General features: G+C 43.3%; 29 protein-coding genes. 19 read left to right on the forward strand and 10 right to left on the reverse strand.

The window, feature by feature from the left end; all coding sequences use genetic code 11:
* Positions 1-23 precede the first annotated feature (23 nt).
* The 7 genes from ACTHRG_RS16390 to ACTHRG_RS16420 all read left to right on the forward strand — a co-directional run bounded on the left by ACTHRG_RS16390 (position 24) and on the right by ACTHRG_RS16420 (position 8,133).
* Positions 24-899 carry a branched-chain amino acid ABC transporter permease gene (locus tag ACTHRG_RS16390; RefSeq protein WP_440231643.1) on the forward strand — a complete coding sequence of 292 codons (876 nt, stop codon included), beginning with the start codon at positions 24-26 and terminating at the stop codon, positions 897-899.
* A gap of 12 nt (positions 900-911) precedes the next feature.
* A complete protein-coding gene (locus tag ACTHRG_RS16395; RefSeq protein ID WP_440231644.1) occupies positions 912-1,889 on the forward strand; it encodes a branched-chain amino acid ABC transporter permease in 978 nt (325 codons plus the stop codon).
* Positions 1,861-2,634 (forward strand): ABC transporter ATP-binding protein, encoded by a 774-nt coding sequence (locus tag ACTHRG_RS16400; protein ID WP_076260299.1) that lies wholly within the window; start codon positions 1,861-1,863, stop codon positions 2,632-2,634. The genes ACTHRG_RS16395 and ACTHRG_RS16400 overlap by 29 nt, the downstream gene beginning before the upstream one ends.
* Positions 2,627-3,337, forward strand: coding sequence for an ABC transporter ATP-binding protein (locus ACTHRG_RS16405; protein WP_076260301.1), 711 nt, complete (start codon positions 2,627-2,629; stop codon positions 3,335-3,337). The genes ACTHRG_RS16400 and ACTHRG_RS16405 overlap by 8 nt, the downstream gene beginning before the upstream one ends.
* Before the next feature lie 95 nt (positions 3,338-3,432).
* Positions 3,433-4,413 (forward strand): glycerophosphodiester phosphodiesterase family protein, encoded by a 981-nt coding sequence (locus ACTHRG_RS16410; RefSeq protein ID WP_440231645.1) that lies wholly within the window; start codon positions 3,433-3,435, stop codon positions 4,411-4,413.
* A gap of 161 nt (positions 4,414-4,574) precedes the next feature.
* Positions 4,575-6,311, forward strand: coding sequence for an ABC transporter ATP-binding protein (locus ACTHRG_RS16415; RefSeq protein ID WP_440231647.1), 1,737 nt, complete (start codon positions 4,575-4,577; stop codon positions 6,309-6,311).
* Complete coding sequence (locus ACTHRG_RS16420; RefSeq protein WP_440231648.1) at positions 6,304-8,133, forward strand: ABC transporter ATP-binding protein; 1,830 nt, start codon at positions 6,304-6,306, stop codon at positions 8,131-8,133. Before ACTHRG_RS16415 ends, ACTHRG_RS16420 begins: the two co-directional genes overlap by 8 nt.
* A gap of 66 nt (positions 8,134-8,199) precedes the next feature.
* On the opposite strand, the gene ACTHRG_RS16425 is transcribed toward ACTHRG_RS16420, so the two are convergent.
* Both ACTHRG_RS16425 and ACTHRG_RS16430 read right to left on the reverse strand, forming a co-directional pair.
* Positions 8,200-8,865: a vWA domain-containing protein gene (locus ACTHRG_RS16425; protein WP_076260313.1), complete on the reverse strand. Its 666-nt coding sequence runs from the start codon at positions 8,863-8,865 to the stop codon at positions 8,200-8,202.
* Between the two features lie 75 nt (positions 8,866-8,940).
* On the reverse strand, positions 8,941-10,002 hold the full coding sequence (locus tag ACTHRG_RS16430; RefSeq protein ID WP_076260315.1) for a M20 family metallopeptidase: 1,062 nt from the start codon (positions 10,000-10,002) through the stop codon (positions 8,941-8,943).
* Between the two features lie 326 nt (positions 10,003-10,328).
* Between ACTHRG_RS16430 and ACTHRG_RS16435 the strand changes: the two genes are divergently transcribed.
* Positions 10,329-10,832 carry a DoxX family protein gene (locus ACTHRG_RS16435; RefSeq protein WP_440231656.1) on the forward strand — a complete coding sequence of 168 codons (504 nt, stop codon included), beginning with the start codon at positions 10,329-10,331 and terminating at the stop codon, positions 10,830-10,832.
* A 55-nt stretch (positions 10,833-10,887) separates the two neighbouring features.
* Here ACTHRG_RS16435 and ACTHRG_RS16440 read toward each other — a convergent pair whose 3' ends face one another.
* The 3 genes from ACTHRG_RS16440 to ACTHRG_RS16450 form a co-directional block, all read right to left on the reverse strand.
* Positions 10,888-11,076: a YfhD family protein gene (locus ACTHRG_RS16440; protein ID WP_061793375.1), complete on the reverse strand. Its 189-nt coding sequence runs from the start codon at positions 11,074-11,076 to the stop codon at positions 10,888-10,890.
* 93 nt (positions 11,077-11,169) lie between these two features.
* A complete protein-coding gene (locus ACTHRG_RS16445) occupies positions 11,170-11,295 on the reverse strand; it encodes a YfhE family protein (protein ID WP_081757217.1) in 126 nt (41 codons plus the stop codon).
* 74 nt (positions 11,296-11,369) lie between these two features.
* Positions 11,370-12,275, reverse strand: coding sequence for a TIGR01777 family oxidoreductase (locus tag ACTHRG_RS16450; RefSeq protein WP_440231649.1), 906 nt, complete (start codon positions 12,273-12,275; stop codon positions 11,370-11,372).
* Positions 12,276-12,379: 104 nt separating this feature from the next.
* Between ACTHRG_RS16450 and recX the strand changes: the two genes are divergently transcribed.
* Positions 12,380-13,183 (forward strand): recombination regulator RecX, encoded by an 804-nt coding sequence (gene recX / locus ACTHRG_RS16455; protein ID WP_440231650.1) that lies wholly within the window; start codon positions 12,380-12,382, stop codon positions 13,181-13,183.
* Between the two features lie 18 nt (positions 13,184-13,201).
* On the opposite strand, the gene ACTHRG_RS16460 is transcribed toward recX, so the two are convergent.
* Entirely contained in the window at positions 13,202-13,873 is a 672-nt protein-coding gene (locus tag ACTHRG_RS16460; protein WP_440231652.1) for an SDR family NAD(P)-dependent oxidoreductase, read from the reverse strand.
* 178 nt (positions 13,874-14,051) lie between these two features.
* Here ACTHRG_RS16460 and ACTHRG_RS16465 point away from each other — a divergent pair, with 178 nt between their 5' ends.
* A complete protein-coding gene (locus tag ACTHRG_RS16465; RefSeq protein ID WP_440231653.1) occupies positions 14,052-14,381 on the forward strand; it encodes a YfhH family protein in 330 nt (109 codons plus the stop codon).
* 58 nt (positions 14,382-14,439) lie between these two features.
* Here the strand turns inward: ACTHRG_RS16465 and ACTHRG_RS16470 are convergent, their stop codons facing one another.
* Positions 14,440-14,598, reverse strand: a complete 159-nt coding sequence (locus tag ACTHRG_RS16470; protein WP_009335831.1) for a YpzG family protein — start codon at positions 14,596-14,598, stop codon at positions 14,440-14,442.
* Positions 14,599-14,617: 19 nt separating this feature from the next.
* Positions 14,618-14,788 carry a small, acid-soluble spore protein K gene (locus ACTHRG_RS16475; RefSeq protein WP_048011772.1) on the reverse strand — a complete coding sequence of 57 codons (171 nt, stop codon included), beginning with the start codon at positions 14,786-14,788 and terminating at the stop codon, positions 14,618-14,620.
* Positions 14,789-14,915: 127 nt separating this feature from the next.
* Between ACTHRG_RS16475 and ACTHRG_RS16480 the strand changes: the two genes are divergently transcribed.
* A complete protein-coding gene (locus ACTHRG_RS16480) occupies positions 14,916-15,185 on the forward strand; it encodes a YfhJ family protein (RefSeq protein WP_048011773.1) in 270 nt (89 codons plus the stop codon).
* A 189-nt stretch (positions 15,186-15,374) separates the two neighbouring features.
* Here the strand turns inward: ACTHRG_RS16480 and ACTHRG_RS16485 are convergent, their stop codons facing one another.
* Complete coding sequence (locus ACTHRG_RS16485) at positions 15,375-16,355, reverse strand: metal-dependent hydrolase (RefSeq protein ID WP_076260333.1); 981 nt, start codon at positions 16,353-16,355, stop codon at positions 15,375-15,377.
* A 206-nt stretch (positions 16,356-16,561) separates the two neighbouring features.
* Here ACTHRG_RS16485 and mutY point away from each other — a divergent pair, with 206 nt between their 5' ends.
* The gene (gene mutY, locus ACTHRG_RS16490; protein WP_076260336.1) at positions 16,562-17,656 is read left to right on the forward strand and encodes an A/G-specific adenine glycosylase; all 1,095 of its coding nucleotides are present in this window, start codon (positions 16,562-16,564) and stop codon (positions 17,654-17,656) included.
* A gap of 35 nt (positions 17,657-17,691) precedes the next feature.
* Here mutY and ACTHRG_RS16495 read toward each other — a convergent pair whose 3' ends face one another.
* The gene (locus ACTHRG_RS16495) at positions 17,692-17,916 is read right to left on the reverse strand and encodes a hypothetical protein (RefSeq protein ID WP_076260338.1); all 225 of its coding nucleotides are present in this window, start codon (positions 17,914-17,916) and stop codon (positions 17,692-17,694) included.
* 165 nt (positions 17,917-18,081) lie between these two features.
* On the opposite strand from ACTHRG_RS16495, the gene fabL reads away from it, so the two are divergent.
* The 7 genes from fabL to ACTHRG_RS16530 all read left to right on the forward strand — a co-directional run bounded on the left by fabL (position 18,082) and on the right by ACTHRG_RS16530 (position 24,593).
* Entirely contained in the window at positions 18,082-18,831 is a 750-nt protein-coding gene (gene fabL, locus ACTHRG_RS16500) for an enoyl-[acyl-carrier-protein] reductase FabL (RefSeq protein WP_076260341.1), read from the forward strand.
* 85 nt (positions 18,832-18,916) lie between these two features.
* Positions 18,917-19,108, forward strand: coding sequence for a gamma-type small acid-soluble spore protein (locus ACTHRG_RS16505; protein ID WP_048011778.1), 192 nt, complete (start codon positions 18,917-18,919; stop codon positions 19,106-19,108).
* A 172-nt stretch (positions 19,109-19,280) separates the two neighbouring features.
* The gene (locus ACTHRG_RS16510; protein ID WP_035333110.1) at positions 19,281-19,532 is read left to right on the forward strand and encodes a YgaB family protein; all 252 of its coding nucleotides are present in this window, start codon (positions 19,281-19,283) and stop codon (positions 19,530-19,532) included.
* Positions 19,533-19,819: 287 nt separating this feature from the next.
* Complete coding sequence (gene ntdP / locus ACTHRG_RS16515; protein ID WP_009335840.1) at positions 19,820-20,350, forward strand: nucleoside tri-diphosphate phosphatase; 531 nt, start codon at positions 19,820-19,822, stop codon at positions 20,348-20,350.
* Positions 20,351-20,563: 213 nt separating this feature from the next.
* Positions 20,564-22,312: an ABC transporter ATP-binding protein gene (locus ACTHRG_RS16520; RefSeq protein WP_076260345.1), complete on the forward strand. Its 1,749-nt coding sequence runs from the start codon at positions 20,564-20,566 to the stop codon at positions 22,310-22,312.
* Between the two features lie 321 nt (positions 22,313-22,633).
* Positions 22,634-23,650 (forward strand): ABC transporter ATP-binding protein, encoded by a 1,017-nt coding sequence (locus tag ACTHRG_RS16525; protein WP_076260348.1) that lies wholly within the window; start codon positions 22,634-22,636, stop codon positions 23,648-23,650.
* The gene (locus tag ACTHRG_RS16530; RefSeq protein ID WP_076260350.1) at positions 23,625-24,593 is read left to right on the forward strand and encodes an ABC transporter ATP-binding protein; all 969 of its coding nucleotides are present in this window, start codon (positions 23,625-23,627) and stop codon (positions 24,591-24,593) included. Before ACTHRG_RS16525 ends, ACTHRG_RS16530 begins: the two co-directional genes overlap by 26 nt.
* Positions 24,594-24,601: the final 8 nt, after the last annotated feature.

A 24,601-nucleotide genomic window follows, 5' to 3' on the forward strand; every position in this document is an offset into this window, starting at 1 on the left:
TTACGAGTAAGCAGGTGAATGCCGTGTTAATCGAACAATTAATAAACGGAATTACCCTTGGCAGCATTTATGCCATCGTTGCACTTGGGTTTACATTGGTTTTCGGGGTGCTTGGGATTATCAATATGGCACACGGAGAAATTTTTATGTTCGGAGCCTTCATTGGCGTTGTGGTCACTTCCACTTTTAAAGGGCCTCTTTGGCTGGCTTTTCTGGCTGCGATTGCGGTAACTGCTGCAATGGGATATCTGCTTGAGCGATTTGCCCTGAGGCCGCTCCGGAATAAACAGGGTGTATCCCATCTGGCGCCATTGATCAGCACCATTGGTGTATCGATACTGCTGGAAAACCTTTCCCACCATATTTTTGGACCGGGCAACCATCCTTTCCGTGCTTCTTTTGCGGAAATCAGCTTCCAGATCGGTTCGATAACTGTATATCTTGTGCAGATTGTTATCTTTGTCATTTCTGTTCTTCTCATGTACGCCCTTTCTTTTTGGCTGGGAAAAACAAAGGCAGGAAAAGCCTTAAGAGCAACTGCTGAAAATCTGGAAACGGCAAGCCTTCTTGGTGTTGATGTCAAAAGAACAATTACAATGACGGTTATTATCGCATCGGAAATGGGCGGGATTGCCGGTATCCTTGTCGGAATGGCCTTTAACTCTGTAACGCCGCAGATGGGTTTATCCATTGGGCTAAAAGGACTTGCCATCATCATTCTTGGCGGCATGGGGAATGTCAAGGGAGCGATGGCCGGGGGGCTTATCCTTGGTCTGGCCGAAACCTTTGTCGTTGTCTACGGCGATTCAGGATACAAGGATGCCATCGCTTTTGCGGCCATCATCATCATACTTCTCATCAGGCCGCAGGGATTGTTTGGCCAAAAAATTTCAGCGTAAGAAGGTGAACTCATGCTTGCAGAATTAATAAATCCATATTATTTACAGGTAGCTTCTTTTATATTAATCAACATTATATTAGGGGGTAGTATTTATATTACTCTATCAACTGGACAGCTTTCACTCGCCAACGCAGGATTTATGGGGATCGGTGCCTACACATCTGCACTATTGACGCTGAATTTTGACCTTCCGATTATTGTGGGCATACTGGCAGGTACTTTATTGGCAGGTGTTTTCGGAATCCTGATCGGGATACCGACATTAAGGCTTCAGGGTGTTTATCTCGCCATTGTTACCCTCGGGTTTGGAGAGGTTATCCGCGTTATTTTTGTAAACTGGGAGTCAATGACAAAGGGAGCTGTCGGTCTATCAGGCATACCGCATATGGGCCGTGAGCTGCTGAATACATTAAAAGACTTAGGCTTTGATCCGAAAATACTTGGACTTCAAAATAACCAGTTTGTATTTCTGGCTATCTTCCTCATTTTATTAGGGGTGACAATCAGCATCATCGCATTTTTCAGAAGGCAGAACCGCTCAAGAGTAGGACGGGCTTTCGCAGCGATTAAGCTGGATGAAAAAGCTGCAGAATCAATGGGCATCAATATCACGTATTATAAGGTCCTGGCATTTGCACAGGGTGCACTGGTAGCGGGATTTGCAGGTGCACTATTTGCACATGTTCTTGCATACATAAGTCCTGCCGATTTTGCCTATCACCGTGCAGTTGAGATTCTGATTTTCGCCGTTTTCGGGGGAAGTGAAGTAATCTGGGGACCGGTGTTTGGGGCGCTCTTTTTAACTGTAATGCCGGAAGTGCTACGATTTATCAGCGAATACCGCTACATGATTTACGGTCTGATCATTATTATTATGATGGCAGTCAGGCCGCAGGGATTAATTGATGTAAATATTTTAAACTGGGTCAAGCTTAAAACATCAAAGAGGAGGCAAAAGCATGGTACTTCAAGTCAAAAAAGCATGTAAAAACTTTGGCGGGCTGAGTGCCCTGTCTGATGTCTCGTTCTCTATAAATCAAGGTGAGATCTTTGGGCTGATTGGTCCAAATGGAGCCGGGAAGACAACGATGTTCAATCTGATAACATCGATGTTTACTCCTACCTCAGGCGAGATCATTTTTAATGAAGATAATATCAATGGCTTAAAGCCGCACCTGATCACGAAAAAAGGCATCTGCAGGACATTCCAGAATATTCGCCTGTTTCCGCAGATGACAGCAGAAGAAAACGTGATGGTTGGGGAGCATTGCCGAAGCAAATCAGGGGTTTTCAGCAGTGTATTCAGGACAAAATCACAGCGGCAGGAAGAAGAGAGAATCCGCAGCAAAGCGAATGAACTATTAGAGTTTGTGGGGCTGGGCGGGTTCGCGGAAACGGTATCAGACAGCCTCGCATACGGCCAGCAAAGAAGGCTAGAGATTGCCCGTGCGCTGGCCAGCTCTCCTAAGCTTCTGCTGCTCGATGAACCGGCAGCCGGAATGAATGAAACTGAAACAAGCGAATTATTTCAGCTCATCAAAAAAATTCAGGAACAGGGCGTCACGGTCCTGCTGATTGAGCATGATATGCCGCTTGTCATGAAATTATGCGACCGTATTGCCGTCCTTAATTTCGGCAAGAAGATTGCTGAAGGCACACCTGCTGAAATCCAGAATAATCCTGATGTCATCGAAGCCTATCTCGGCAGTGAGGAGGAGGATATGTATGCTTAAAGTAAATGGGATTAACGCTTTTTACGGGAAAATCCAGGTTCTTAAAAACATCAGCCTCGAAGTGGAAGAAGGCAGTATTGTTACGATCCTTGGCGCAAATGGTGCAGGGAAGACAACGACCATGAAGTCTATTTCAGGAATGCTTAAGCCTCAAGCCGGCAGCATTCAATTTCAGGGGCAGGATGTAACGGGACTCAGGCCGGACCAGCTGCTGCGCAAAGGGATTGCCCTTGTTCCGGAGGGCCGCCAGATTCTTGCCGGAATGACAGTGCTTGAAAACTTGGAAATGGGGGCATACCACCGGAAGGATAATGAAATTGACCGGGATATTAAGAACGTTATGGAGCGTTTTCCCATCCTCGAAGAAAGGCAGAAACAGCTTGGCGGAACATTATCCGGCGGACAGCAGCAGATGCTGGCCATTGCGCGGGCCATCCTCAGCAAACCAAAGCTGCTTCTTCTGGATGAACCGTCAATGGGGCTGGCCCCGCTGATCGTGGCTGACATCTTTAAAATTATAAAAGAAATTAATGAAGCGGGCACGACTGTTTTATTGGTAGAACAGAATGCAAGGCAGGCCCTGAAAATATCACATTATGGGTACGTCCTGGAAACAGGCAAAATGGTTGCTGAGGGAAGTTCAGAGAAGCTGCTGAATGATCCGCGTATCATGGAAGCCTATCTGGGGCGTAAATCAAGTTAAAGATAAAAGGCCGAATCTTTTGATTTGGCCTTTTATCTTTTTTTCTATTGCATTATGATAATAACAGAAATCAACAAGCGAAAACCGGAGGACAAATGAACAAGAGAAAGAAAATCTTTAAAAGGATAATGATAACTTTATTAATTCTCGGCGTATTTCTATTTTTAAACAACAGCTCCATGCTTACAAAAGAAAGAAACGATAAGCCGCTGCTTCTCGCTCATAGAGGAATGGCACAGACCTTTCATATGGAAGGGATCACAGGGGAGACGTGTACGGCTGAAAGAATTTACGAGCCTGAGCATAACTTTCTTGAGAATACGATTCCTTCCATGGAAGCAGCTTTTGAGGCCGGGGCAGACGTAGTCGAACTGGATATTCAGCTTACAAAGGATGGACAATTTGCGGTGTTCCATGATTGGATGCTGGAATGCAGGACAAATGCAAAGGGAAATACGAGAGATTATACAATGGGGGAATTAAAAAAACTGGACATTGGATACGGCTATACAGCCGATCACGGAAAAACCCATCCGTTTCGCGGTAAGGGAATCGGAATGATGCCAAGCCTGGATGAAGTCTTGAAAGAGTTCACGGAAGGAGAGCTCTTAATCCATATTAAAAGCAATGACTCCCAGGAAGGAGTAAAGCTTGCTGAATACCTTTCCTTGTTTCCAGCGGAGAGATTGGAGAAGATATCTGTATATGGAGGAGACAATCCAATTGCAGCTCTGAAGGAAGAAATGCCTGGAATGCGGGTGATGTCTAAGGCTACATTGAAAGATTGCCTCCTGCCATATATAGGTGCGGGATGGACAGGTTATGTGCCAAATGCCTGCAAAAACACACAGGTTCATATTCCTGAATCGTATACAAAGCTGATGTGGGGCTGGCCAAATAAGTTCTTAAACCGAATGGATGAGGCAGGCACGAGAGTTATAGTGGTTGCAGGGGATGGCAGCTGGTCGGAAGGATTTGACAGACCAAAAGACCTAAAACGGCTCCCTGCTGGCTATTCAGGAGGCATCTGGACAAACAGGATTGAGCTGATTGCCCCAATATATAAGAAAGAATAGACGTCTGGTCTGATCCAGGCGTTTTTAAATTTTTTCTATAGAATTATTTAAAAATTTTGTAAAAAGGATTATGATATGGATAGGATTATTTAGTTTTTCGAAGGATTTTAAGAGTATTATTATACATATATTAACTGCAATTACAGCTTGGGGGACTATAAATGGCGAAAGTATTGGCATTTCTTAAGCCTTACCGGATAGCGGTGGCTATAGCTCTATCATTAATGCTGACTGAGCTTGCTGTTGAGCTTATTCAGCCATTATTAATGGCAAAAATCATAGATGAAGGCATCCTGCAGAATGATCTTCAGGAGATCCTGAAGTGGGGAGGGATCATGCTGGCTGCTTCGTTTGTGGCTTTTGCGGCTGGAGTCATTAATTCCTTTTATGCTGCACATGTCAGCCAGAGCTTTGGTTTTGATGTAAGGAAAAGCTTATATGACAAGGTTCAATCCTTCTCCTTTGCCAACTTTAATTTATTTCCGACCTCTTCATTAATTACCCGTATGACGAATGATATTACGCAGCTTCAGAATACTGTTTTTATGAGCCTTCGAATCATGATGCGTGCGCCATTATTAATCATCGGCGGTCTGATCATGGCATTTGTGGTAGATGTGAAGCTTGCTCTTATCTTATCAGCTGTGGCCCCATTCCTTTTTCTATTTCTGTTTTGGGTCATGGGAAAAGGCGGTGCGCTTTTTAAGGCAGTCCAGGAAAAGCTTGATTCTGTGAATAGCGTCATGCAGGAGAACCTGACGGGGATCCGGCTAATTAAAGCTTTTGTCCGCAGAAATCATGAAGTGAAACGCTTTACGCGCACAAATGAGGATCTCAGAGATGGAACCGTTAAAGCATTGCGTCTGATGGAAGTGACTATGCCTGTTCTGCTTTTCATTATGAATCTTAGTATCCTTGGAGTCCTTTGGTTTGGAAGCATACAGGTAAATGCAGGGGATGTAAAGGTAGGCGAGGTAGTTGCGATTGTGAACTATGCAACCAGAATAACGGCCGCCTTCTCCATTTTCTCCTGGATTATCATGGCTTTTTCAAGGGCCAGGGCATCTGCAAACCGTGTAACAGAGGTACTGGACACTGAAGTGGATTTGACTGACCGCTCAGAATCTCATGATAGGAAGGACTTAACAGTGACCCGGGGGGAAATTCACTTTAAAGATGTATCTTTTAATTATCCCGGCACTTCAGAGAGGGTACTCGATGGCATCAGCTTTACCATTCATTCCGGGGAAACTGTGGCAATATTGGGTGCAACAGGCTCCGGGAAAACCTCTTTATTCCAGCTGATCCCTCGCCTTTATGATGTGACCGGCGGGAGAGTTGAAATTGATGGGCGGGATGTCAGGGAATTGAAAATGGAGAACCTCCGCAGGAAAATCGGTTTTGTTCCTCAGGAAGCCCTGCTCTTTACAGGCAGTGTGAAAGAAAACATATCATGGGGAAAAGAAGATGCAACGATGGAGGAAATCACTGAAGCAGCTGTCAATGCGCAGATTCATGATACCATTATGAAGCTTCCGCAGGGATATGAAACAAGAGTGGGGCAAAAGGGTGTTAACTTATCCGGCGGGCAAAAACAGCGTCTTTCCATTGCCCGGGCGCTTGTACGAAAGCCTAAAATCCTTCTTCTTGATGACAGTACAAGTGCACTGGATATGAAAACAGAAGCAAAACTTCTGAGTTCATTGAAACAATATACCTGTACAACCATGATAATTACGCAGAAAATCAGTACAGCAGTGGAAGCAGACAGAATCCTGTTGCTTGAGGATGGCGTGCTTCTTGCTGAAGGAGACCACGAGACTCTTCTTAAATCATCCGGATTGTATAAACGGATTTTTCAATCCCAGTCTGGAGAGGAGAACAGAAACTATGTTTAAGCAAATTAAAGAACCTTTCCAGCATAAAAGAATTCCTCTTGAGCTGAATGGTGAATTTTCAAAAGGGAAAAAGCCTAAGTCTGAAAACATGGGGGCCACACTAAGGAGAATCTGGTCCTATTTAGCCTATAATAAGGGATTGTTATATCTCGTTTTACTAATGGTGGTCATCAGCTCGGCGATGGGGCTGCTTGGCCCCTATTTAGTAGGAATGGCTATTGACGATTATATTGTCACAAAGAACAGCGATGGATTTATCGCTTTACTGATCTGGCTGGGAGTCATTTATGTGATGAACTCGCTTGCCCTCTGGTTTCAGAACTATTGGATGATCGGCATTGCACAGGAAACGGTTTTTACAATGAGAACGAAGCTTTTCGGCCACTTGCACAGGCTGCCTATTCCGTTCTTTGACAAGCGGCAGCAGGGGGAACTGATGAGCAGGGTCACAAACGATATTGAAAATGTAAGCTCAACTCTGAACAGTTCAGTGATCCAGGTCTTTTCCAGCCTGCTGACCTTGATTGGCACTGTCTCCGTTATGCTTTGGCTAAGTCCTTTGCTGACGCTCATTACCCTGATCATTGTGCCGCTGATGTTCTTTGGAATGAAATGGATTACAGCACGGACAGGAAGGCTGTTCAAAGAGCAGCAGAAGAATCTTGGAGAGCTGAACGGTTTTATTGAAGAAACCATATCCGGACAGAGGATCATCAAGACCTTTTCTCAGGAACAGAAAGTGATGGCCGAGTTCCGGGAAAAAGGGGAAAAACTTAAGCTGGCAGGGTTTTGGGCTCAAACTTATTCCGGGTTTATCCCGAAGCTGATGAATGTCCTGAACAACTTGAGCTTTGCCATTATCGCCGGGGCAGGGGGCATTTTTGCCCTGAATGGGATGATCTCAATTGGTGTGATTGTCGTGTTCACTGAGTATTCCCGCCAATTTACACGTCCGCTTAATGATCTGGCAAACCAATTTAACACCCTTCTATCTGCGCTTGCAGGAGCAGAGCGGGTTTTTGACATCATGGATGAGGATGAAGAATTCCGGAATGAAGAGCAGCTGAAAGAGCTTGCCGAAGTGAAAGGCGAGGTCGAATTTCGAGATGTATCTTTTTCGTATGAAGAAGACGGAAATACGGTAAGAAACGTAAGCCTCCATGTCAAAGCAGGCCAGACCGCTGCTTTCGTTGGTCCGACAGGTGCAGGAAAGACTACTATGATCAATTTGCTCTCCCGCTTTTATGAACGGGAATCAGGCCGTATTTTAATTGACGGTGAGGATATCGCAAATGTGAAAAAAGAAAGCCTTAGAAAGCATATGGGATTTGTCCTGCAGGATTCATTTCTATTCCGCGGCACTGTGCGCGAAAATATCCGCTACGGCAGGCTGGAAGCTTCAGATGAAGAAGTGGTGGAGGCGGCTAAGCTTGCCAATGCCCATTCATTTATCATGAAACTTCCTCAGCAGTATGATACAGTGCTGAGTCAGGACGGAAATGGCATCAGCCAGGGGCAAAAGCAGCTTCTTTCCATTGCACGTGCATTTCTGGCCAACCCGGACATCTTAATTCTGGATGAAGCAACAAGCAGCATTGATACCGTGACAGAGCTGAAAATTCAGGATGCCCTTCAGGAGCTGATGAAAGGAAGGACCAGCTTTGTCATTGCCCACCGTTTGAACACCATTCAAAATGCGGATAAAATTTTTGTTCTGGAAGAGGGCAGGATTATTGAGGAAGGAACACATGAATCACTGCTTGAACAGGAGGGCTTTTATTACCGGCTGCATGGTAAAGCGGCAGCAGGGGCAAATGCTTGAAGTCAATGGCTATCCCAACACAAAAGGCGGACTTGATTACGATCAAATCCGCCTTTTCGCTATCGCTCAAATGACATTTTTTTCTCTTGCTTCTTTTAGCCAGTCCGGGAATTCGTTCAGCAGGAGGTCATATAGTTCGCTATCAGAAATGGCCTCTACATCTTTAATGTGGAAAAAATTTGCGTTATCAATATAGCGGCCATCCATTTCATCCAGCTTTTCCAATACCTCAAAGTTTGAATCGCCTATCCCGACAAACTGCCAGAACAAGGGTTTATCGGATGATGAAACAACAGGTTTTTTGATGGTTCTTTTGCAGCCGCCATCATTAATGAAAACAATGAAGGCAGGATCTTTGCTCGGATCTTCAGAGGTATATTTCTGAATGACATCCTCCATTACCGGAGGTTCATCATTTCTTCCGAATTTGTGTATCAGATCATTATTTAAAATATACTGATCCACATATCCTTCAAAGTCATGTTCGGTTACCGGCTTCAGCCTGGAAAATTCATTATCATAGACCCAGACATCCAATGCGCCATCATCATCAAATTGGCTGGCAACAGCTAAGATTCTCTCCACAACCCTCTGGACGGTCCCGTTTTTATATAACTTGCGCATGGAGCCGGAAATGTCCAGCACCAGACCGACTCTGGCAGTGACATTTGTCAGGTTCTTTTTCTCCAGTACAATGCCTGCTGATTTTTTTAATAAACTAATAGAGCTCATTTTTTTGGAATCCCCCTTTAATCATATATTCTGATTTTTACCATATCGGGAGACTATCCGCATTAAAAAAGCCTTCTAATTTGAAAATTTCATAGCAAAGTCGATAAGCATTTTTACATATAAATGGATGGAATGCGGCAGAACGTATTCCTTATCACCGTGCCAGTTCATGCCGGTTGGGCCAAATTCGATAGCTGGAATCCCGTAATTGGCAAAGAACACAGTATCCGCAGAACCATGCTGTCCAAAGAAAACCGCTTTATCTTCTGTGTGTTTTTCCACAATAGGTTCAAGCATCAGGATGAAAGGATTATCTCTGGCTGTCACAAGCGGCTTTGAGAACATATTCATGATAATTTCCCCATCTGTGATATTTTCAATTTGTTTAATGATTTCTTCATGGTTCTGCTGGGGCAAATAGCGGATATCATACGACATAACACATTTTTCAGGCACCTTATTATAAACATCCCCTCCGGTTATTTTTGCAAGATTAATCGAAGGGTATGGGTAAAATTCCGATGATTCCTTTGCAAAAGGCAATTCTAATAGTTTTTGATGTACTTCAAAAGCCTTTTCGATAGCATTGACTCCTTCCCATGGACGGCTGCCGTGTGCAGGATCTCCTTCTATCTCGATGTCCAGCCTGATAACCCCTTTTGCTTCGAGCGCAATTCCAAGCTGAGTGGGTTCAGAGCAAATGACAAAGTCGCCGCGATATCCCTGTTCTGCTAAATATCCGGAACAGTTAAAGCCGCCGATTTCTTCATCTGAAACAATTTGAAGCTGTATTTTTACGCCTATGGGCATATTTTTGAGCTCTTTTACCGCGCACATCATGGCGGCAACCCCGGCCTTCATATCCGCAGCTCCACGCCCATAGATCTTATCGCGGACTTCTACAGGAATGAACTGTTCATCCTTTCCTGAAACAACATCCACATGTCCGTTAAAAATAATGGTCTGATCCCCGCTTCCAATTTCACAGACAGCCATTTTATAGCCATTATTTTCGATGACTCTGGAAGGGAGGTCATGTCCTGACAGCCATTGATGGCAATATTCAATGGCCTGGTTTGCTCCCTCCTTTGAAGAGCTGTCAATGGAAATGAGATCTTTCAGTAAGTTTTCAAGCATATGTCAAAGGTCCTCCTTTATTACAGCAATAAATTTACACAGTCCCCTTTTACTATTCCCGCTTTGGGAGGATGAAAACAGCCTGTTTTATGATGGCCCAATAATTGTGAAGAATTGGTGAAGTGTATTGCGAAAAGGGGAGGGATGGAGTATATTATAAGTGAGGAAAGTTAGTGAAATGCTTCACAAAAAAATTCAAAAAACAACTTCACTAAAGCATTCCTTCCTCCTAAGAGCTGGCCGGCTTTTTAAATCCCCAAGAGGGAAAAAATTTTAAGATATTATGTGAAATTATTCACAATAATAATATGGAGATGATTATGATGATGAAATGGTGGAAAACTCCTCAGGCAGCAGCTGTTTGGACCGTATTAAGGGTTTGGCTGGGTATTCAGTGGCTTGAAGCAGGATGGCATAAGGTAGCAGACGGATTTGATGCAGGCGGATTTATGCAGGGGGCCATTGCCAAAGCAGCTGGCGATCATCCGGCAGTGCAGGGCTGGTATGCGGGATTCCTGGAAAATATAGCACTGCCAAACGCGGACTTATTCAGCACTCTAGTGGCATGGGGCGAAGTTCTTGTCGGGGTTGGCCTTATACTTGGAGCTGCGACCATACCGGCTTTGATTGCAGCAGCTTTCATGAATCTAAACTTCTTATTAGCAGGAACAACAAGCACTAACCCAATACTGTATACAGCAGCAATCATCCTTCTATTTACAGGCGCAGGTGCTTACTACTGGGGAATTGACAGATTCGCTTATCCATATATAAAGACAATGATGAAAGGCGGTCACGGCATAGGCAAAAGAGAAGCACACACCCATTAAGCACAAAAGAAGAAGCAGGAACCCGATGGTTCCTGCTTCTTTATTTACCTTTGAGCTAGCGCTTCTTTCGGCTTTTTGCCCGCTGATCGGCAGCCTTGGAACGTGCCATTGCCTCGAGATCATCTTGATCGGCGAGTTCGCGGTTAAATTCTACGTCAATGCCGTCAGATTTCATGTTTTTCGGTACTTGTGGAAGTGATGCTTTGTTTTTATCACGAGTTTTATGTCCATGTGCACGGCCCATTGCAAATAACCCCTTTCAGCAATAAAGGTACGGAAACTCAGGTGTTTCCGTACCTTTATCATGTACCATCGATCAGGGCGGTATGAGTGGAAATTAATGTTTGGACTGTCTGCCTGCAAATCCGCCGGCCTTGTCAGCCCGTTTGAATTCTCTTGAATAAGTTACTTCCTGCATGCTTGATAACGTGCTTTTGGATTTGTCTTTTTTCTTTTTATCCACTTTGCATCATCCTTTCAGAATAAGGGTACACACTTACCTTATTTTTCCCTTATTTGACATAAATGATACAAATTTCATTGATAAATATTCCTTAGAGCTGAACGTAAATCCGGATATAAAAAGTCATAGCCTAATGCCTGCAGTTTTTCAGGAAGCACCTTTTGCCCTTCCAGTACCAATGTACTCATCTCCCCGAGAGCTATTTTTAAAGCAAAACCGGGAGCGGGCAGCCAGTGGGGGCGATTAAGGACTTCACCGAGTATTTTTCCAAATTCTTTCATTGTCAGGGGATTTGGTGATGTAAAGTTAACGGGCCCCTGCAGCTGCTCGTGTTCAATGCAATAAAGGATTCCGTTTACAACATCATCTAAATGAATCCAGGAAACCCATTGATCCCCTGTTCCAACAGACCCTCCGGCAAATAGCTTGTAGGGAAGGGCCATTCGCGGAAGAGCTCCATCGCTCTTTTCGAGAATGATTCCAAATCTGCAGAAAACGGTCCGGACTTCAAATTCTTCTGCTTTGGAGGCCTCTTCTTCCCAGCATCTTACTGTTTCAGCTAAAAAATCAGTGCCGCTTTTGCTGTTGGCTTCTGTAAAGGTTTCATTCCGGGATGTGCCATAGTAACCGACCGCACTGGCATTGATTAATGTATACGGCTTTTCTTCAAGGCGGCTAACAATGCGGAGAACTTCCCTTGTGGCAGTAATGCGGCTGTTTAATATACGCTTTTTACGTTCATCTGTCCATCTCCCGCTGTTAATGGACTCACCAGCCAGGTTAATAAACACGTCAATGCTTTCCAGGGCATCCTCAGGTGAGTCATCATCGTTCAGCCATTGTACATAATTTAAATTTTTAGAAGAGTGTTTATCAGCTGTACTCCTTGTAAGAATAAACAGTTCATGTTTTTTATCCAGTAATTTTTTAACCAAGGCGCTTCCAACAAAACCAGTTCCGCCGGCGATGGCAATTCTCATGGGAAATTCCCCTTTCAAGTGTCATATACTTTGGTACATTTTACGACGTTTTCTTTCAAAATCCTTTTTTGGATGTGTTACATTTAAGATAAGAGGTGGAGAAAATGCCGACTATTACGAAAATCACAGTTCAGAAAAAAAACACAGACCGCTACAATATATATATGGATTATGGGAAAGGTGAAGAATATGCATTTAGTGTGGATGAAGATGTTTTAATTAAGCATCAGCTAAAAAAGGGAATGGAGCTTGATGAATTCTCCTTAAATGAAATTGGCTATCAGGATGATATCCGGAAAGCCTATAACAGGGCTATTCATTATTTATCCAGAAGAATGCGCTCAGAAACCGAAGTCCGCAAACATTTAGCTGAAAAAGAAGTGGAAGAACCGGTTATTCAGGAAGTTATCCACAAATTGTATGATTACCATTTTTTAAACGATGAAGAATTTGCAGCTGCTTTTGTGCGTACACAAATGAACACATCCGATAAAGGAAAGAGTCTGATCCGCACAGAACTGAAGGAGAAAGGGATTTCCCCTCAATTGATCGAAGTGGCATTGGAGGAATATCCAAGGGATGCTGAAGTAGCTGCGGCCATAAGGCTGTGTGAGAAGTATTCCAAGAAATATGCCCGTGATTCATCAAAAATCCTTAAACAAAAGCTGGAACAGATGTTAATGCGCAAAGGCTTTAATTTCGACATCATTCAAGAAGCCGTATCTGAAACAGAGATTGATAAAGAAGAGGATGAAGAACTGGCTGCCCTGAGGTTCCAGGCGGAAAAAGCGAAGAAGAAATATGCGAACCTTCCTGAGTTCGAATATACGCAGAAAATGAAGCAAGCCTTGTTCAGAAAAGGTTTTGCTTTTGATTTAATAGAGCAATTTTTAAGTGAAGAAGAATAACACATGGAAGCCCATGTGTTATTTTTTTGACTCGATGACAATTGAGTCTTCCTTCATATGATCCAGAATCATTTCTGCCACTTCTTTAGGAGAACGAAGTCTCGATTTGTCCTTGATATGATCGCTTTCATCCCAGAAAGGGGTGTCCATGCCGCCCATATAAACCGCTTTAACTTTAATATTTGTATTCTCCAGTTCCTTCTGAAGGCTCTCCGTAAACCCTCTTACAGCGAATTTGCTAGCCACATACACGGATTCATTTACTTTCCCTTTTAATCCCGCAGTCGAAATGATATTCATCAGCAAACCTTCGTTTTTTTCCTTTAAAAGGGGGAGAACGGCCTTTGTCATATAAATAGTGCCCAGCGTGTTAGTGTCGAACATGTCCTGGATGTTTTGCTCTGTAAGGCTGTTAACTGGCCCGAAATGCCCAACCCCGGCATTGTTAATCAGGCCATGGAGTTCAAGATTTTGGATTTGCGTCATCAATTTGCTGATGTCTTTGGTTTGTGTGATATCTAAAGTATAGGATTGAGCATTTCCTCCGGCTTCATGAATTTCCTGTTCCACGCTCTGCAGCTTGTCCAATGTCCTGCCTGTTAAAATAATATGAAATCCCTGTCCCGCAAACAATAAAGCAAGCTCTTTTCCCAAGCCCGACCCTGCGCCGGTAATGATGACTGACTTCATCTGAATCCTCCTTTAGAACGTCTTATAATCACCATCTTAGCAAAAAAGTCCAGCACATGCGAAATGCATCAAAAACAAAAAGCAGGAGCCTTTTCTAAACGGGCATTTTCTCATATACTTAGCTATGGAAGCCTTAACAGTAAATGTAACTATCTGAAGAAAGTAAGAGGATATTAATATGCAGGAAAAAAGATACAGTACAATGACTACGTATGAGCTTCAGCAGGAAATTGCCAGTTTAAATGAAAAAGCAAAAAAAGCGGAACAGATGGGTATGGTAAATGAGTTTGCCGTGCTTGAACGCAAAGTCATAATGGCGAAATCCTACCTGCTCACTCCAGATGATTTTTTACCCGGTGAAATTTATGAAATCGACGGGGATCCGGGAGTTTACTTTAAAATTGACTATATGAATGGTGTATTTGCCTGGGGATTCCGGCTGAACGGAAGCAAAGGCGAAGAAGCTCTGCCCATTTCCATGCTGAAAAAGTTAGAGAAAAAAGGATGACCTGACGGGCAATAAGAAACAATCAGAGGGGGAAAGCCCCCCTGATTGATGTTTCACCTTAAGAATTTTTGCGAATCTGCCGCTTTAAAATAATGAGGTCTTGAGTTTGCTGGGTCTCGCCATTTACTTGTGAATGTGCACGTTTTGGCCTAAAGTGCGGTGAAGTAAATGGACTGGAATACGGATTATCACCAAAAAAGTTTTTGCTGTTTCCCATAACCAAGCCTCCCTGTATTTTAAAATTCAGGTGTGTCACTTTCGCGGTCTGTTGAAGCTTTCATTCGTTCCTGAGGGTGTGTGTTAATGGTGCCATCAGCCCGGCGTGAAGCATACTCTGCTTTTGCCCGCGGCTCCCCCTCCAATTTTATATTGTTCTGATTTGGGAAATTTCTCGCTTTATTGCGCATAACAAGCCTCCTAAACCGGAATAAGAGCGTGACCGGCAAATAGCTGATCACGTAATACTATTATTTGTATTTTACGGAAGGCTATGAAGGATTAAAGGAATTAATAATTGGAAAAGAGGTGATTTTTATGAATGAGTACCAGCAAAAGCTTTATGAGCTTTTATTGGAAAAGAATAACCTGCTTTCTGCAAGTCAGGCCCAGACATGGATTGAGCTTCTATGGGAGGATTTCGAGGCAACATATGCCAAGGCTGGCAGAGAATATAAGGGTGCCGAAATGACAGAAAGAATTGTAAGGCAATGGATAGAAAACTATGGAAGCAGGCTCCATGAATTTGTTGCCAATAATCCTAAATACAAGCATTTGCTTGAGCAGGATAAGAATACCCTAAATTAAAAACAGGCTGCCCAATCGTAGCAGCCTGTTTTTTATTAAAGGATAAGAAAGTATGAACGTCGATAACTGTCTAGCTCCAGCGCCTACCCCCTCGAGGTCACAAGCCAATCCTCCCAAAAAGGCAAAGAACGCCTTTCCGGGAGGCTCGTCTTGTGCTTGTCGGGGGTGGGCAAGGCGCTTGCGCTTTTCTTATCCCGGAAGAATATCCAGTTTTTTTCGAAGCTTTTCCTCGCTGAAAATCCAGCCTGTATAGGATGATTGAATGTTAAACTCCCGATCGAGCTGGACCACGGCTACAAATGGATAATGTCCATTGCTCCGGTAGCGGAGGTCAATAAAGCGAACTTCATAATAATCATCATATTCATCCACTTCCCAGCGGTAAACCGGTGAGAAGGAAAGGAATGCAGATAGATTTTTATCTTTCTTCGCAGCTTCTATAACAGGTGTCTCGGGAACGGGAACGCGATTAAATTGATCGAGAATCCTCACGTGGTTTTTAACAGCACGCCCGACAAAAAATTGCTGCCTGCTCATAACCGCCACACGCCACTGATTAAATCTCATCGTTGGGGCAATGATGATTTCAGTTGCATCCGGTATCATAACCTTTACGGCATTTAAAACACTTCTCTGGGCCGCAAACCGCAGAAGATAATAAACGAAAATAATGCCATAAATGATTAGAAATGTATAACCTGGATGAGCCCCAAATGCCCAAATGAATAATCCGGCGACATGAATCCCGAAAATGAATGGGTCAAATGTGTTAATAATCCCCAGTGCTACCCATTTGGATGAAAAGGGCCGGAGTGCCTGTGTTCCATATGCATTGAATATGTCTACAAAAACATGCAGGAATACAGCCAAAAAAGTCCATAGCCATAAGTGCAGCAGATCCGCTGACGGAAAAAACGGATAAATCACAGCAAGTATGGCAAGCGGCCAAAGCAGGACGGCCGGAATGGAGTGAGTAATTCCCCTGTGATTGCGAATGTAAACGGCATTATTTCTTAGTTTTAAGACAGTGTCGATATCAGGTATTTGCGAACCGATGATGGCTCCAATCATGACACTTGTTGCTGTAGCAGAACTCTCAGCAACAACGGGATCAAGAGTGGCTATGCCGCCAAGCGCCAGCCCCATCACTACATGTGTGCCGGTATCCAAGAGGAAAATACCTCCTTCCCTGGTAATAAATCTTATGTGGAGTGCCTAATTTACTAAAAGTGTAACAGCAAAATTCTTGTATTAACAGCTGATTATGGGTACCTTTAAAGGTGTCGCAGAAGTTGATGTTCAATTATGAATAAGCAGCAACTGTACTAATATATTCCCATATTTTCCGATTGTTTAACATCAGGAGGATTAAAAAATTGAAAGAAGTTAGTCAAAATACAATCGAATCAACCGATATAAAAGGTTTTCAAGATGATTTGCTCAGCTGGTTCGAAGCCGAGCAAAGGGATTTGCCCTGGAGAAAGGATCAGGATCCGTACAAAGTCTGGGTTTCTGAAATTATGCTTCAGCAGACGCGGGTGGACACCGTAATCCCCTATTTTCACCGTTTTATTGAACAGTTTCCGACCATCAAGGATCTTTCTGAAGCAGATGAAGAAAAGGTATTAAAAGCCTGGGAGGGTCTAGGGTATTATTCACGGGCTAGAAATCTTCAGGCTGCCGTCCGGGAGGTACATGAAAAATATGGCGGGAAAGTTCCGGATACGCCAAAAGAGATCTCCTCCCTAAAAGGAGTGGGACCCTATACAGCAGGGGCCATTCTCAGTATTGCGTATGGCATACCCGAACCGGCTGTGGATGGCAATGTAATGCGTGTCCTGTCGCGAATCCTCTCCATCTGGGAAGATATCGCCAAGCCTTCTTCCAGGAAAATCTTTGAGTCTTCCGTTCGAACATTAATTTCACATGAAAACCCGTCCCATTTCAACCAGGCGCTTATGGAGCTTGGCGCATTAATATGTACACCAACGTCGCCTTCCTGCTTATTATGCCCGGTGAGAGAACATTGTACTGCTTTTTATGAAGGGACTCAGCAGGAGCTGCCCGTAAAAACGAAAACCAAAAAGCAGAAAAATGTGCAATTGGCTGCAGCTGTCCTTATAGATGATCAGGACAGAGTGCTAATTCACAAAAGACCCGGCAAAGGCCTGCTTGCTAATCTCTGGGAATTTCCTATGGCAGAGATCAATATTGCTTATGTAAGCGACAAAGAGCAGATGAAGGATGCGTTCAGCACACAATATGGCGCCGATGTGGATATACAGGAAATGACGGGTCAGATCGAACACATTTTTTCCCATTTAACATGGAACATAAATGTTTATAAAGGAAAATTATTAGAACTTAAAGAGGAAAAAAGTGATTTGAAATTAGTCACCCTTGAAGAAATGAAGGAATTTCCTTTTCCGGTTTCCCATCAGAAAATCTGGAAGCAATATTTGGAAAGCTGAACATAGAAAAAAAGGGGAATAATCCCCTTTTTCCTTCACTCATAGCTAACCCTGGTCCCATGAGTATAATCGGCTTCCTGCCTTTTCAGGCCGCCGCGGTTTTCTATTTCTTCAACAATCTCCCTATGAATCGTCTGGCCCTCAGAATTTAAATAAGGCATGATCTGCTGAAATGAATGATGGTAAAAAGCAAGCTCACTGTCCTTCCAGTCCGATTTCGACATCATGGATAGCTCAGTCATATCACGACCCACAAACATATGCCATCTTCCTTTCCTCAATTGGATTACAGATAGTGTTTTAATTCGAATTGCCATATATACATGGAAAAAGCTAAAATGAAATCGGTAAGGTGTTTTGTTTATAAATTCCCTTGATAAAAATCCTTAAACAACAGAAATACATAACAGAAAGGAAATTGAATCATGACACAAAAAGTAGCACTGGTAACAGGAAGCAGCAGAGGAATTGGAAAGGCGACAGCCATCAGGCTTGCCAAAGAAGGCTATGACATTGTCATCAATTACGCACGCAGCAAATCAGCTGCAAATGAAACAGCAGCTGAAATTGAGGCGCTCGGCAGAAAAGCCCTGGTTGTAAAAGCAAACGTTGGGGATGTAGAGAAAATTAAAGGACTGTTCGCTGAGATTGACCGTGAATTCGGAAGACTCGATGTGTTTGTCAACAATGCAGCTTCCGGGGTTCTGCGTCCCGTTATGGAACTGGAAGAATCTCATTGGGACTGGACGATGAATATTAACAGCAAAGCCCTGCTTTTCTGCGGTCAGGAAGCTGCAAAGCTAATGGAGAAAAGTGGCGGCGGAAAAATTGTAAGCATCAGCTCACTGGGATCGATTCGCTACCTGGAAAACTATACGACTGTAGGGGTTTCCAAGGCAGCATTGGAAGCATTGACACGTTACCTGGCTGTTGAACTGGCTCCTAAAAATATCACTGTAAACGCTGTTTCAGGCGGTGCAGTGGATACAGAGGCTTTAAAACATTTCCCTAACCGTGCAGAGCTTCTCGAAGAAGCAAAAACAAAAACACCTGCAGGACGAATGGTTGAAATTGACGATATGGTGAATACGGTTATGTTTTTGTTAGGTGAGGAATCCAGCATGATCCGCGGTCAGACGATTATTGTAGATGGCGGCATTTCTCTGCTTGTTTAATTAAATATGGATATTTTTGGTTTGCAAAAAAGTTGGATAGTTTCCTCCACTCCCGGTTAAATTAATGAGCGTGGAGGTGATTATAATGGCTAAACAACCAAACCAATCTCAAGCTGGAACTAACGTTCAAGAAGTGAGACAACAAAACGCACAATCTGCTGGCCAAGGCCAATACGGTACTGAATTTGCCAGCGAAACAAATGCTGCTGAAGTAAGACAGCAAAACCAGCAAGCTGAAGCTCGCAAAGGTCAAAATGCAGGCAAACAAAGCCGCTAATTACATCTAAAGAAAGAAGCCGCCTTTTAAATGGAAAGGGCGGCTTCTTTTTTTGTGCTGCTCTGCTCCTTCGACAAAACTTCCATAAAGTCAACATAACTAGTCAAAGGGTTAAAAAAAGGTACAGCGAAATTATAGAAATAGGAAAAATAATGGGGACGGTGGAACAAACATGGAGAACTTTAACAGTTTAGTTTCAGAACAGATGAAAACGATGGAAAAACTTCTTTATCTGCAGAGTGAGCTGGAGCGCTGCCAGGAGATTGAAGAGGAATTAAAAGCCATTCAGCAGGAAACAGAGCTTGAAAGTGTTCAGTATGAAATTGCCAGAATGAAAGAAGAGCTCAAACAAATTCATCGTATATTTGAGGAACAGACCGAAGAGGTCATCCGCTCCTATCAGAAAGTAAATGTAACCGTTTAAAGATAAACTCTCTATAATCTTTCGTTGTCTTCAATACCTATAAAATAAGCTATTATATCCTTTTTTTACAGCCGTTGATACATTTCAATGGCTCTTTGTTTTAAAAATTTCCTTTTACCGTTATAATAGTAGAAAACAGGAATCGTACTTTGTTGCCTTTTTCTTTTGATATTATTGAGTCATGCTGTGCAGTATATGCTAAGCATGAAGGGGAGGAAGCCTATTAAAGGCGCCAAAAAAGTATTATCAGGTTGCAAAGCTTCCGGAAGGAAAGTAGGGGAAAAAGAATGGCGGTACCCATCGAAGGCGAACCAATGCAAATACACAGCTATAAACATAATGGGCATATCCACCGCGTCTGGGAGGAAACAACCGTATTAAAAGGGACTCAAAATCTTGTGATTGGCGGAAATGACCGGACAATCGTAACAGAATCTGACGGAAGAACATGGGTGACGAGAGAGCCAGCCATTTGTTATTTTCATTCTCAGCACTGGTTTAATGTGATTGGAATGATTCGGGAAGATGGTGTTTATTATTACTGTAATATTAGTTCACCATTTATTTTTGATGGAGAAGCGTTAAAGTATATTGACTATGATCTCGATATTAAAGTATATCCGGACATGACATTCAATTTGCTTGACGAAGACGAGTATGAACGGCACCGTCAGGAAATGAATTATCCCGATGTGATTGACAGCATCCTTAAATCAAATGTGGACAACCTCATCCATTGGATCCGTCAGAGAAAAGGTCCTTTTGCACCCGACTTTATTGATATATGGTATGAACGTTATCTTACTTACAGACGCTAAAAAAGGGCTGAATGCCGAAAAAAACGCCTGTTGGACCTTGAGTCAGCAGGTTTTTATTTTTGTCCAGCGCAAGCAGTCTGCCCCTCGGGGTCACAAGCTTGCCGAGGGGGGCAAGGCGCTTGCGCTTTTCGCCATGAATCTGCATGATTGCCGGGTTTAGGGGTAAGTTTAAGAAAATAACAGGGAATGAGACAGAGAGGGGGAGCGATCCGGTTGGACAGTATAAAAAGATATTTGAAGTTCGTTAAGCCGTATCGGCTTCAGATTATCGGAACCATTATCATAGGCATCATTAAATTTGCCATACCGCTTTTGATTCCGCTTCTGATTAAGTATGTAATAGATGATATTATTGGCAATGATGCTTTGAGTCAGAGCGATAAGAACAGCACACTGTTAATGGTTATGGCTGTGATGATTGCTTTATTTGTCATCGCCCGTCCGCCAATTGAGTATTACCGGCAATACTTTGCCCAGTGGGTGGCAAGCAAAATTCTGTATGATATCAGGGATAAGCTTTTTACCCACATTCAAAAGTTAAGCTTCCGATTCTATGCAAATACCAGAACAGGGGAAGTGATCTCCAGGGTCATAAATGATGTTGAGCAAACCAAAACATTCGTCGTGACCGGTTTAATGAATTTATGGCTTGATGTGGCAACCATATTAATTGCAGTTGTCATTATGCTGAATATGGACGTTACGCTGACGATTGTGTCGCTGCTGTTATTTCCATTTTATGCTTTCTCAGTCAAGTACTTTTTTGGAAACCTCAGAAAGCTGACAAGGGCCCGTTCACAGGCTCTTGCAGAGGTGCAGGGCTACCTGCATGAACGTGTTCAGGGAATGGCAGTTGTTAAAAGCTTTGCCATTGAGGATTATGAGCAAACCCAATTTGATGCGCAAAATAAGAATTTCCTGACAAAAGCGATCGACCATACAAAGTGGAATGCAAAGGCATTTGCAGTAGTGAACACCATTACAGACATATCACCGCTTTTAGTCATTGGATATTCAGGATATCAGGTTATCCAGGGAGATATTTCCCTCGGAGTCATGATGGCATTTGTCGCTTATATAGATAGATTGTACGGACCGCTCAGAAGACTTGTTAATTCTTCAACCACCTTAACCCAATCAATCGCATCCATGGACCGGGTCTTTGAGTTAATAGATGAGAAATACGATATTGACGATTCACCTGATGCCATTCAATGCCGTGATGTTAAAGGGCATATCCAATTTGAAGGAGTGAGCTTTTCCTACAATGAGACTGAGCCTCCGGTATTAAAGGAAATAAATCTCGATGTATCAGCAGGGGAAACGATTGCCCTTGTAGGGATGAGCGGAGGAGGAAAATCCTCACTGGTAGGGCTGATTCCGCGTTTTTACGATGTGAATGAAGGCCGAATTCTTCTTGACGGCACTGATATCCGTTCGTTTAAAGTAAGGAGCCTTCGCGATAAAATCGGGATGGTGCTTCAGGATAATATCCTGTTCAGTGAATCGGTCAAAACTAACATTCTGCTCGGCAAACCCGATGCCACTGAAGAGGAAGTAATCGATGCTGCCAAGGCTGCAAATGCCCACGAATTTATTATGAATTTGCCTGAAGGCTATGATACCAAGGTTGGCGAGCGCGGTGTGAAACTGTCGGGAGGGCAGAAGCAGCGAATTGCCATTGCGAGAATCTTTTTGAAAAATCCGCCGATCCTTGTGCTGGATGAAGCCACTTCAGCCCTTGATCTGGAGAGTGAACATCTGATACAGGAAGCACTGGAAAAATTGGCTAAAGACCGCACGACTTTTATCGTGGCCCATCGACTTTCCACCATCACACATGCAGATAGAATTATTCTGATAGAGCATGGTGAAATTTCTGAAGCGGGAAGCCATGACGAATTAATGAAAAAACAAGGGAATTATTATAAGCTTTTTCAAGTTCAGCAGCTTGAAAATTAGGTATAAAAGCCGGCTCTATTACAGGGCCGGCTTTATTTGTGTGCTTTTTTATAGCAATGCGTTAAATTACTATAGTGTTAAAACAGCTTCCGGCAATTAACGGTCATTAATCTCCATCTTTTTCATAATTATTAGTAGGATATTACTTACAAATCCATATTTAAAAATATATAATGTTTACTATATTTAAATAATTTAGAAAAATGAGTAGACTTAACCAATCTTTTTTTATAGAATGAAAAAAAGATAGTGACCTAAGGTCCAAAATTGTTAAAAATGTCCCATTTCATAGAAAAGGACGATCAGGAAAGGAGTATCCGTGTGACTCAAGCTCCAGTTTTAGATGTAAAACAGCTAAGGACATCCTTTTTCTCTTCAGATGGAGAAGTTCCGGCTGTGGATGATATCAGCTTTTCGGTCAACAAGGGTGAAATTCTGGGGATAGTAGGAGAATCAGGCTGCGGGAAGAGTGTTACATCTCTATCCATTATGAAGCTGATTCCACAGCCCCCGGGAAAAATTGTTGGCGGTGAAATTCTTTTAGATGGAGAAGATCTCGTTAAAGCATCAGAAAAAAGAATGCGTGAATTAAGGGGAAATGAAGTGGCTATGATTTTTCAGGAGCCGATGACTTCATTGAATCCGTTATTTACAATAGGAGATCAGCTGACAGAAGGAATCAAATTACATAAAAAATTAAATAAGAAGGCTGCAATCCAGCAGGCGGTTGAAATGCTTAAGCTTGTTGGTCTGCCAAGGGCAGAGCAGATAGTAAAGGAATATCCCCACCAGCTGTCAGGGGGAATGAGGCAGAGGGTAATGATTGCCATGGCCTTGTCCTGCCATCCTCGGCTTCTGATTGCAGATGAGCCGACAACTGCTTTAGACGTGACCATCCAGGCCCAGATATTAGCCCTTATGAAGGATCTTAATGAAAAGCTCGACACAGCCATAGTCATGATTACGCATGATCTCGGCGTAGTAGCGGAAGTATGTGAGAGGGTAATTGTCATGTATGCCGGGAAAATAGTGGAGGAAGCTCCAGTAGAAGAGATATTCAAAAATCCAAAGCATCCTTATACCCAGGGGCTTCTGCAATCAGTGCCTGATGTAAGAGAGAAAAAGGAGCGATTATATTCCATTCCGGGAAATGTCCCAAAACCGGGCTCCATCAAGACTGGATGCCGTTTTGCAGCGCGCTGTGAATTTGTCCATGACCGATGCATGACGGAAAGTCCTCCGCTTTATAACGCCAATAATGCTGAACAGCATACAGTGCGCTGTTTCCTGCATGAGTCTGGGGGTGTCATTGATGACCGAAGTGCTGTTGGAAGTTAATCAGTTAAAGAAATACTTTCCCGTAACAGGGGGTCTGTTTGGAAGAAAACAGGGTGACGTGAAAGCGGTTGATGATATCAGCTTCTTCGTTAACAAAGGAGAAACGCTTGGCCTTGTAGGTGAATCTGGCTGCGGCAAATCAACCACAGGAAGAATGCTGATGCGTCTGATTGAACCAACAGAGGGGAAAGTAGTTTTTGATGGCAAGGACCTGACTTCCCTAAACTCATCGGAAATGCGCAAGATGAGAAAGGAAATGCAGATGGTGTTCCAGGATCCGTTTGCGTCATTAAATCCCCGCCATACTGTTGAGCAAATTTTGGAAGAGCCTCTCATTGTCCACGGTATTGGGAACAAAGAAGAACGTAAACAGCGGGTAAGAGAGATGCTTGAGGTTGTCGGCCTCAGCAGCTACCATGCCAAACGCTATCCGCACCAATTCAGCGGAGGCCAAAGGCAGAGGATTGGCATCGCAAGAGCATTGATGACCAAGCCTAAGCTGATCATTGCAGATGAGCCTGTTTCAGCACTTGATGTATCCATTCAATCACAGGTGCTCAACCTGCTGGAAGATCTTCAAAAAGAATTTCAGCTGACGTATATATTCATTGCCCATGATCTCGGGGTAGTTAAACATATCAGTGATAGAGTTGGTGTTATGTATCTTGGAAGATTAGTAGAGATCACAACCTCTGACCAGCTCTACGATAAGCCGCTGCATCCTTACACAAAGGCATTGCTTGGTGCAGTTCCCATCCCTGACCCGACTTTAAAGAAAGACAGGGAGCTATTAACTGGGGACATTCCAAGTCCGCAGAATCCGCCAGCCGGATGTGCCTTCCATACGAGATGTAAAGAATGCATGGAAATCTGCAAAACAGATAGGCCGCAGCTGAAGGAAATTGAACCGGGTCACTTTGCAGCCTGCCATCTTTATAGCTGAGCTATATA

The organism is Cytobacillus sp. SAFR-174 (assembly GCF_051964675.1).
Classification (GTDB): Bacteria; Bacillota; Bacilli; order Bacillales; family Cytobacillaceae; genus Cytobacillus.

What these genes read in the sequence shown, in the direction of transcription:
- ACTHRG_RS16405 (WP_076260301.1), top strand. Translation starts at nt 2,627, where the DNA reads ATGCTTAAAGTAAATGGGATTAACGCTTTTTACGGGAAAATCCAGGTT.
- ACTHRG_RS16460 (WP_440231652.1), bottom strand. Translation starts at nt 13,873, where the DNA reads ATGAAGTCAGTCATCATTACCGGCGCAGGGTCGGGCTTGGGAAAAGAG.
- ACTHRG_RS16475 (WP_048011772.1), bottom strand. Translation starts at nt 14,788, where the DNA reads ATGCGCAATAAAGCGAGAAATTTCCCAAATCAGAACAATATAAAATTG.
- ACTHRG_RS16530 (WP_076260350.1), top strand. Translation starts at nt 23,625, where the DNA reads ATGACCGAAGTGCTGTTGGAAGTTAATCAGTTAAAGAAATACTTTCCC.
- ACTHRG_RS16495 (WP_076260338.1), bottom strand. Translation starts at nt 17,916, where the DNA reads ATGTTTGTGGGTCGTGATATGACTGAGCTATCCATGATGTCGAAATCG.
- ACTHRG_RS16440 (WP_061793375.1), bottom strand. Translation starts at nt 11,076, where the DNA reads ATGGGCCGTGCACATGGACATAAAACTCGTGATAAAAACAAAGCATCA.
- recX (WP_440231650.1), top strand. Translation starts at nt 12,380, where the DNA reads ATGCCGACTATTACGAAAATCACAGTTCAGAAAAAAAACACAGACCGC.
- ACTHRG_RS16505 (WP_048011778.1), top strand. Translation starts at nt 18,917, where the DNA reads ATGGCTAAACAACCAAACCAATCTCAAGCTGGAACTAACGTTCAAGAA.
- ACTHRG_RS16425 (WP_076260313.1), bottom strand. Translation starts at nt 8,865, where the DNA reads ATGAGCTCTATTAGTTTATTAAAAAAATCAGCAGGCATTGTACTGGAG.
- ACTHRG_RS16415 (WP_440231647.1), top strand. Translation starts at nt 4,575, where the DNA reads ATGGCGAAAGTATTGGCATTTCTTAAGCCTTACCGGATAGCGGTGGCT.
- fabL (WP_076260341.1), top strand. Translation starts at nt 18,082, where the DNA reads ATGACACAAAAAGTAGCACTGGTAACAGGAAGCAGCAGAGGAATTGGA.
- ACTHRG_RS16435 (WP_440231656.1), top strand. Translation starts at nt 10,329, where the DNA reads ATGAAATGGTGGAAAACTCCTCAGGCAGCAGCTGTTTGGACCGTATTA.
- ACTHRG_RS16450 (WP_440231649.1), bottom strand. Translation starts at nt 12,275, where the DNA reads ATGAGAATTGCCATCGCCGGCGGAACTGGTTTTGTTGGAAGCGCCTTG.
- ACTHRG_RS16400 (WP_076260299.1), top strand. Translation starts at nt 1,861, where the DNA reads ATGGTACTTCAAGTCAAAAAAGCATGTAAAAACTTTGGCGGGCTGAGT.
- ACTHRG_RS16395 (WP_440231644.1), top strand. Translation starts at nt 912, where the DNA reads ATGCTTGCAGAATTAATAAATCCATATTATTTACAGGTAGCTTCTTTT.
- ACTHRG_RS16470 (WP_009335831.1), bottom strand. Translation starts at nt 14,598, where the DNA reads ATGGGAAACAGCAAAAACTTTTTTGGTGATAATCCGTATTCCAGTCCA.
- ACTHRG_RS16420 (WP_440231648.1), top strand. Translation starts at nt 6,304, where the DNA reads ATGTTTAAGCAAATTAAAGAACCTTTCCAGCATAAAAGAATTCCTCTT.
- ACTHRG_RS16510 (WP_035333110.1), top strand. Translation starts at nt 19,281, where the DNA reads ATGGAGAACTTTAACAGTTTAGTTTCAGAACAGATGAAAACGATGGAA.
- ACTHRG_RS16430 (WP_076260315.1), bottom strand. Translation starts at nt 10,002, where the DNA reads ATGCTTGAAAACTTACTGAAAGATCTCATTTCCATTGACAGCTCTTCA.
- ACTHRG_RS16480 (WP_048011773.1), top strand. Translation starts at nt 14,916, where the DNA reads ATGAATGAGTACCAGCAAAAGCTTTATGAGCTTTTATTGGAAAAGAAT.
- ACTHRG_RS16465 (WP_440231653.1), top strand. Translation starts at nt 14,052, where the DNA reads ATGCAGGAAAAAAGATACAGTACAATGACTACGTATGAGCTTCAGCAG.
- ACTHRG_RS16410 (WP_440231645.1), top strand. Translation starts at nt 3,433, where the DNA reads ATGAACAAGAGAAAGAAAATCTTTAAAAGGATAATGATAACTTTATTA.
- ntdP (WP_009335840.1), top strand. Translation starts at nt 19,820, where the DNA reads ATGGCGGTACCCATCGAAGGCGAACCAATGCAAATACACAGCTATAAA.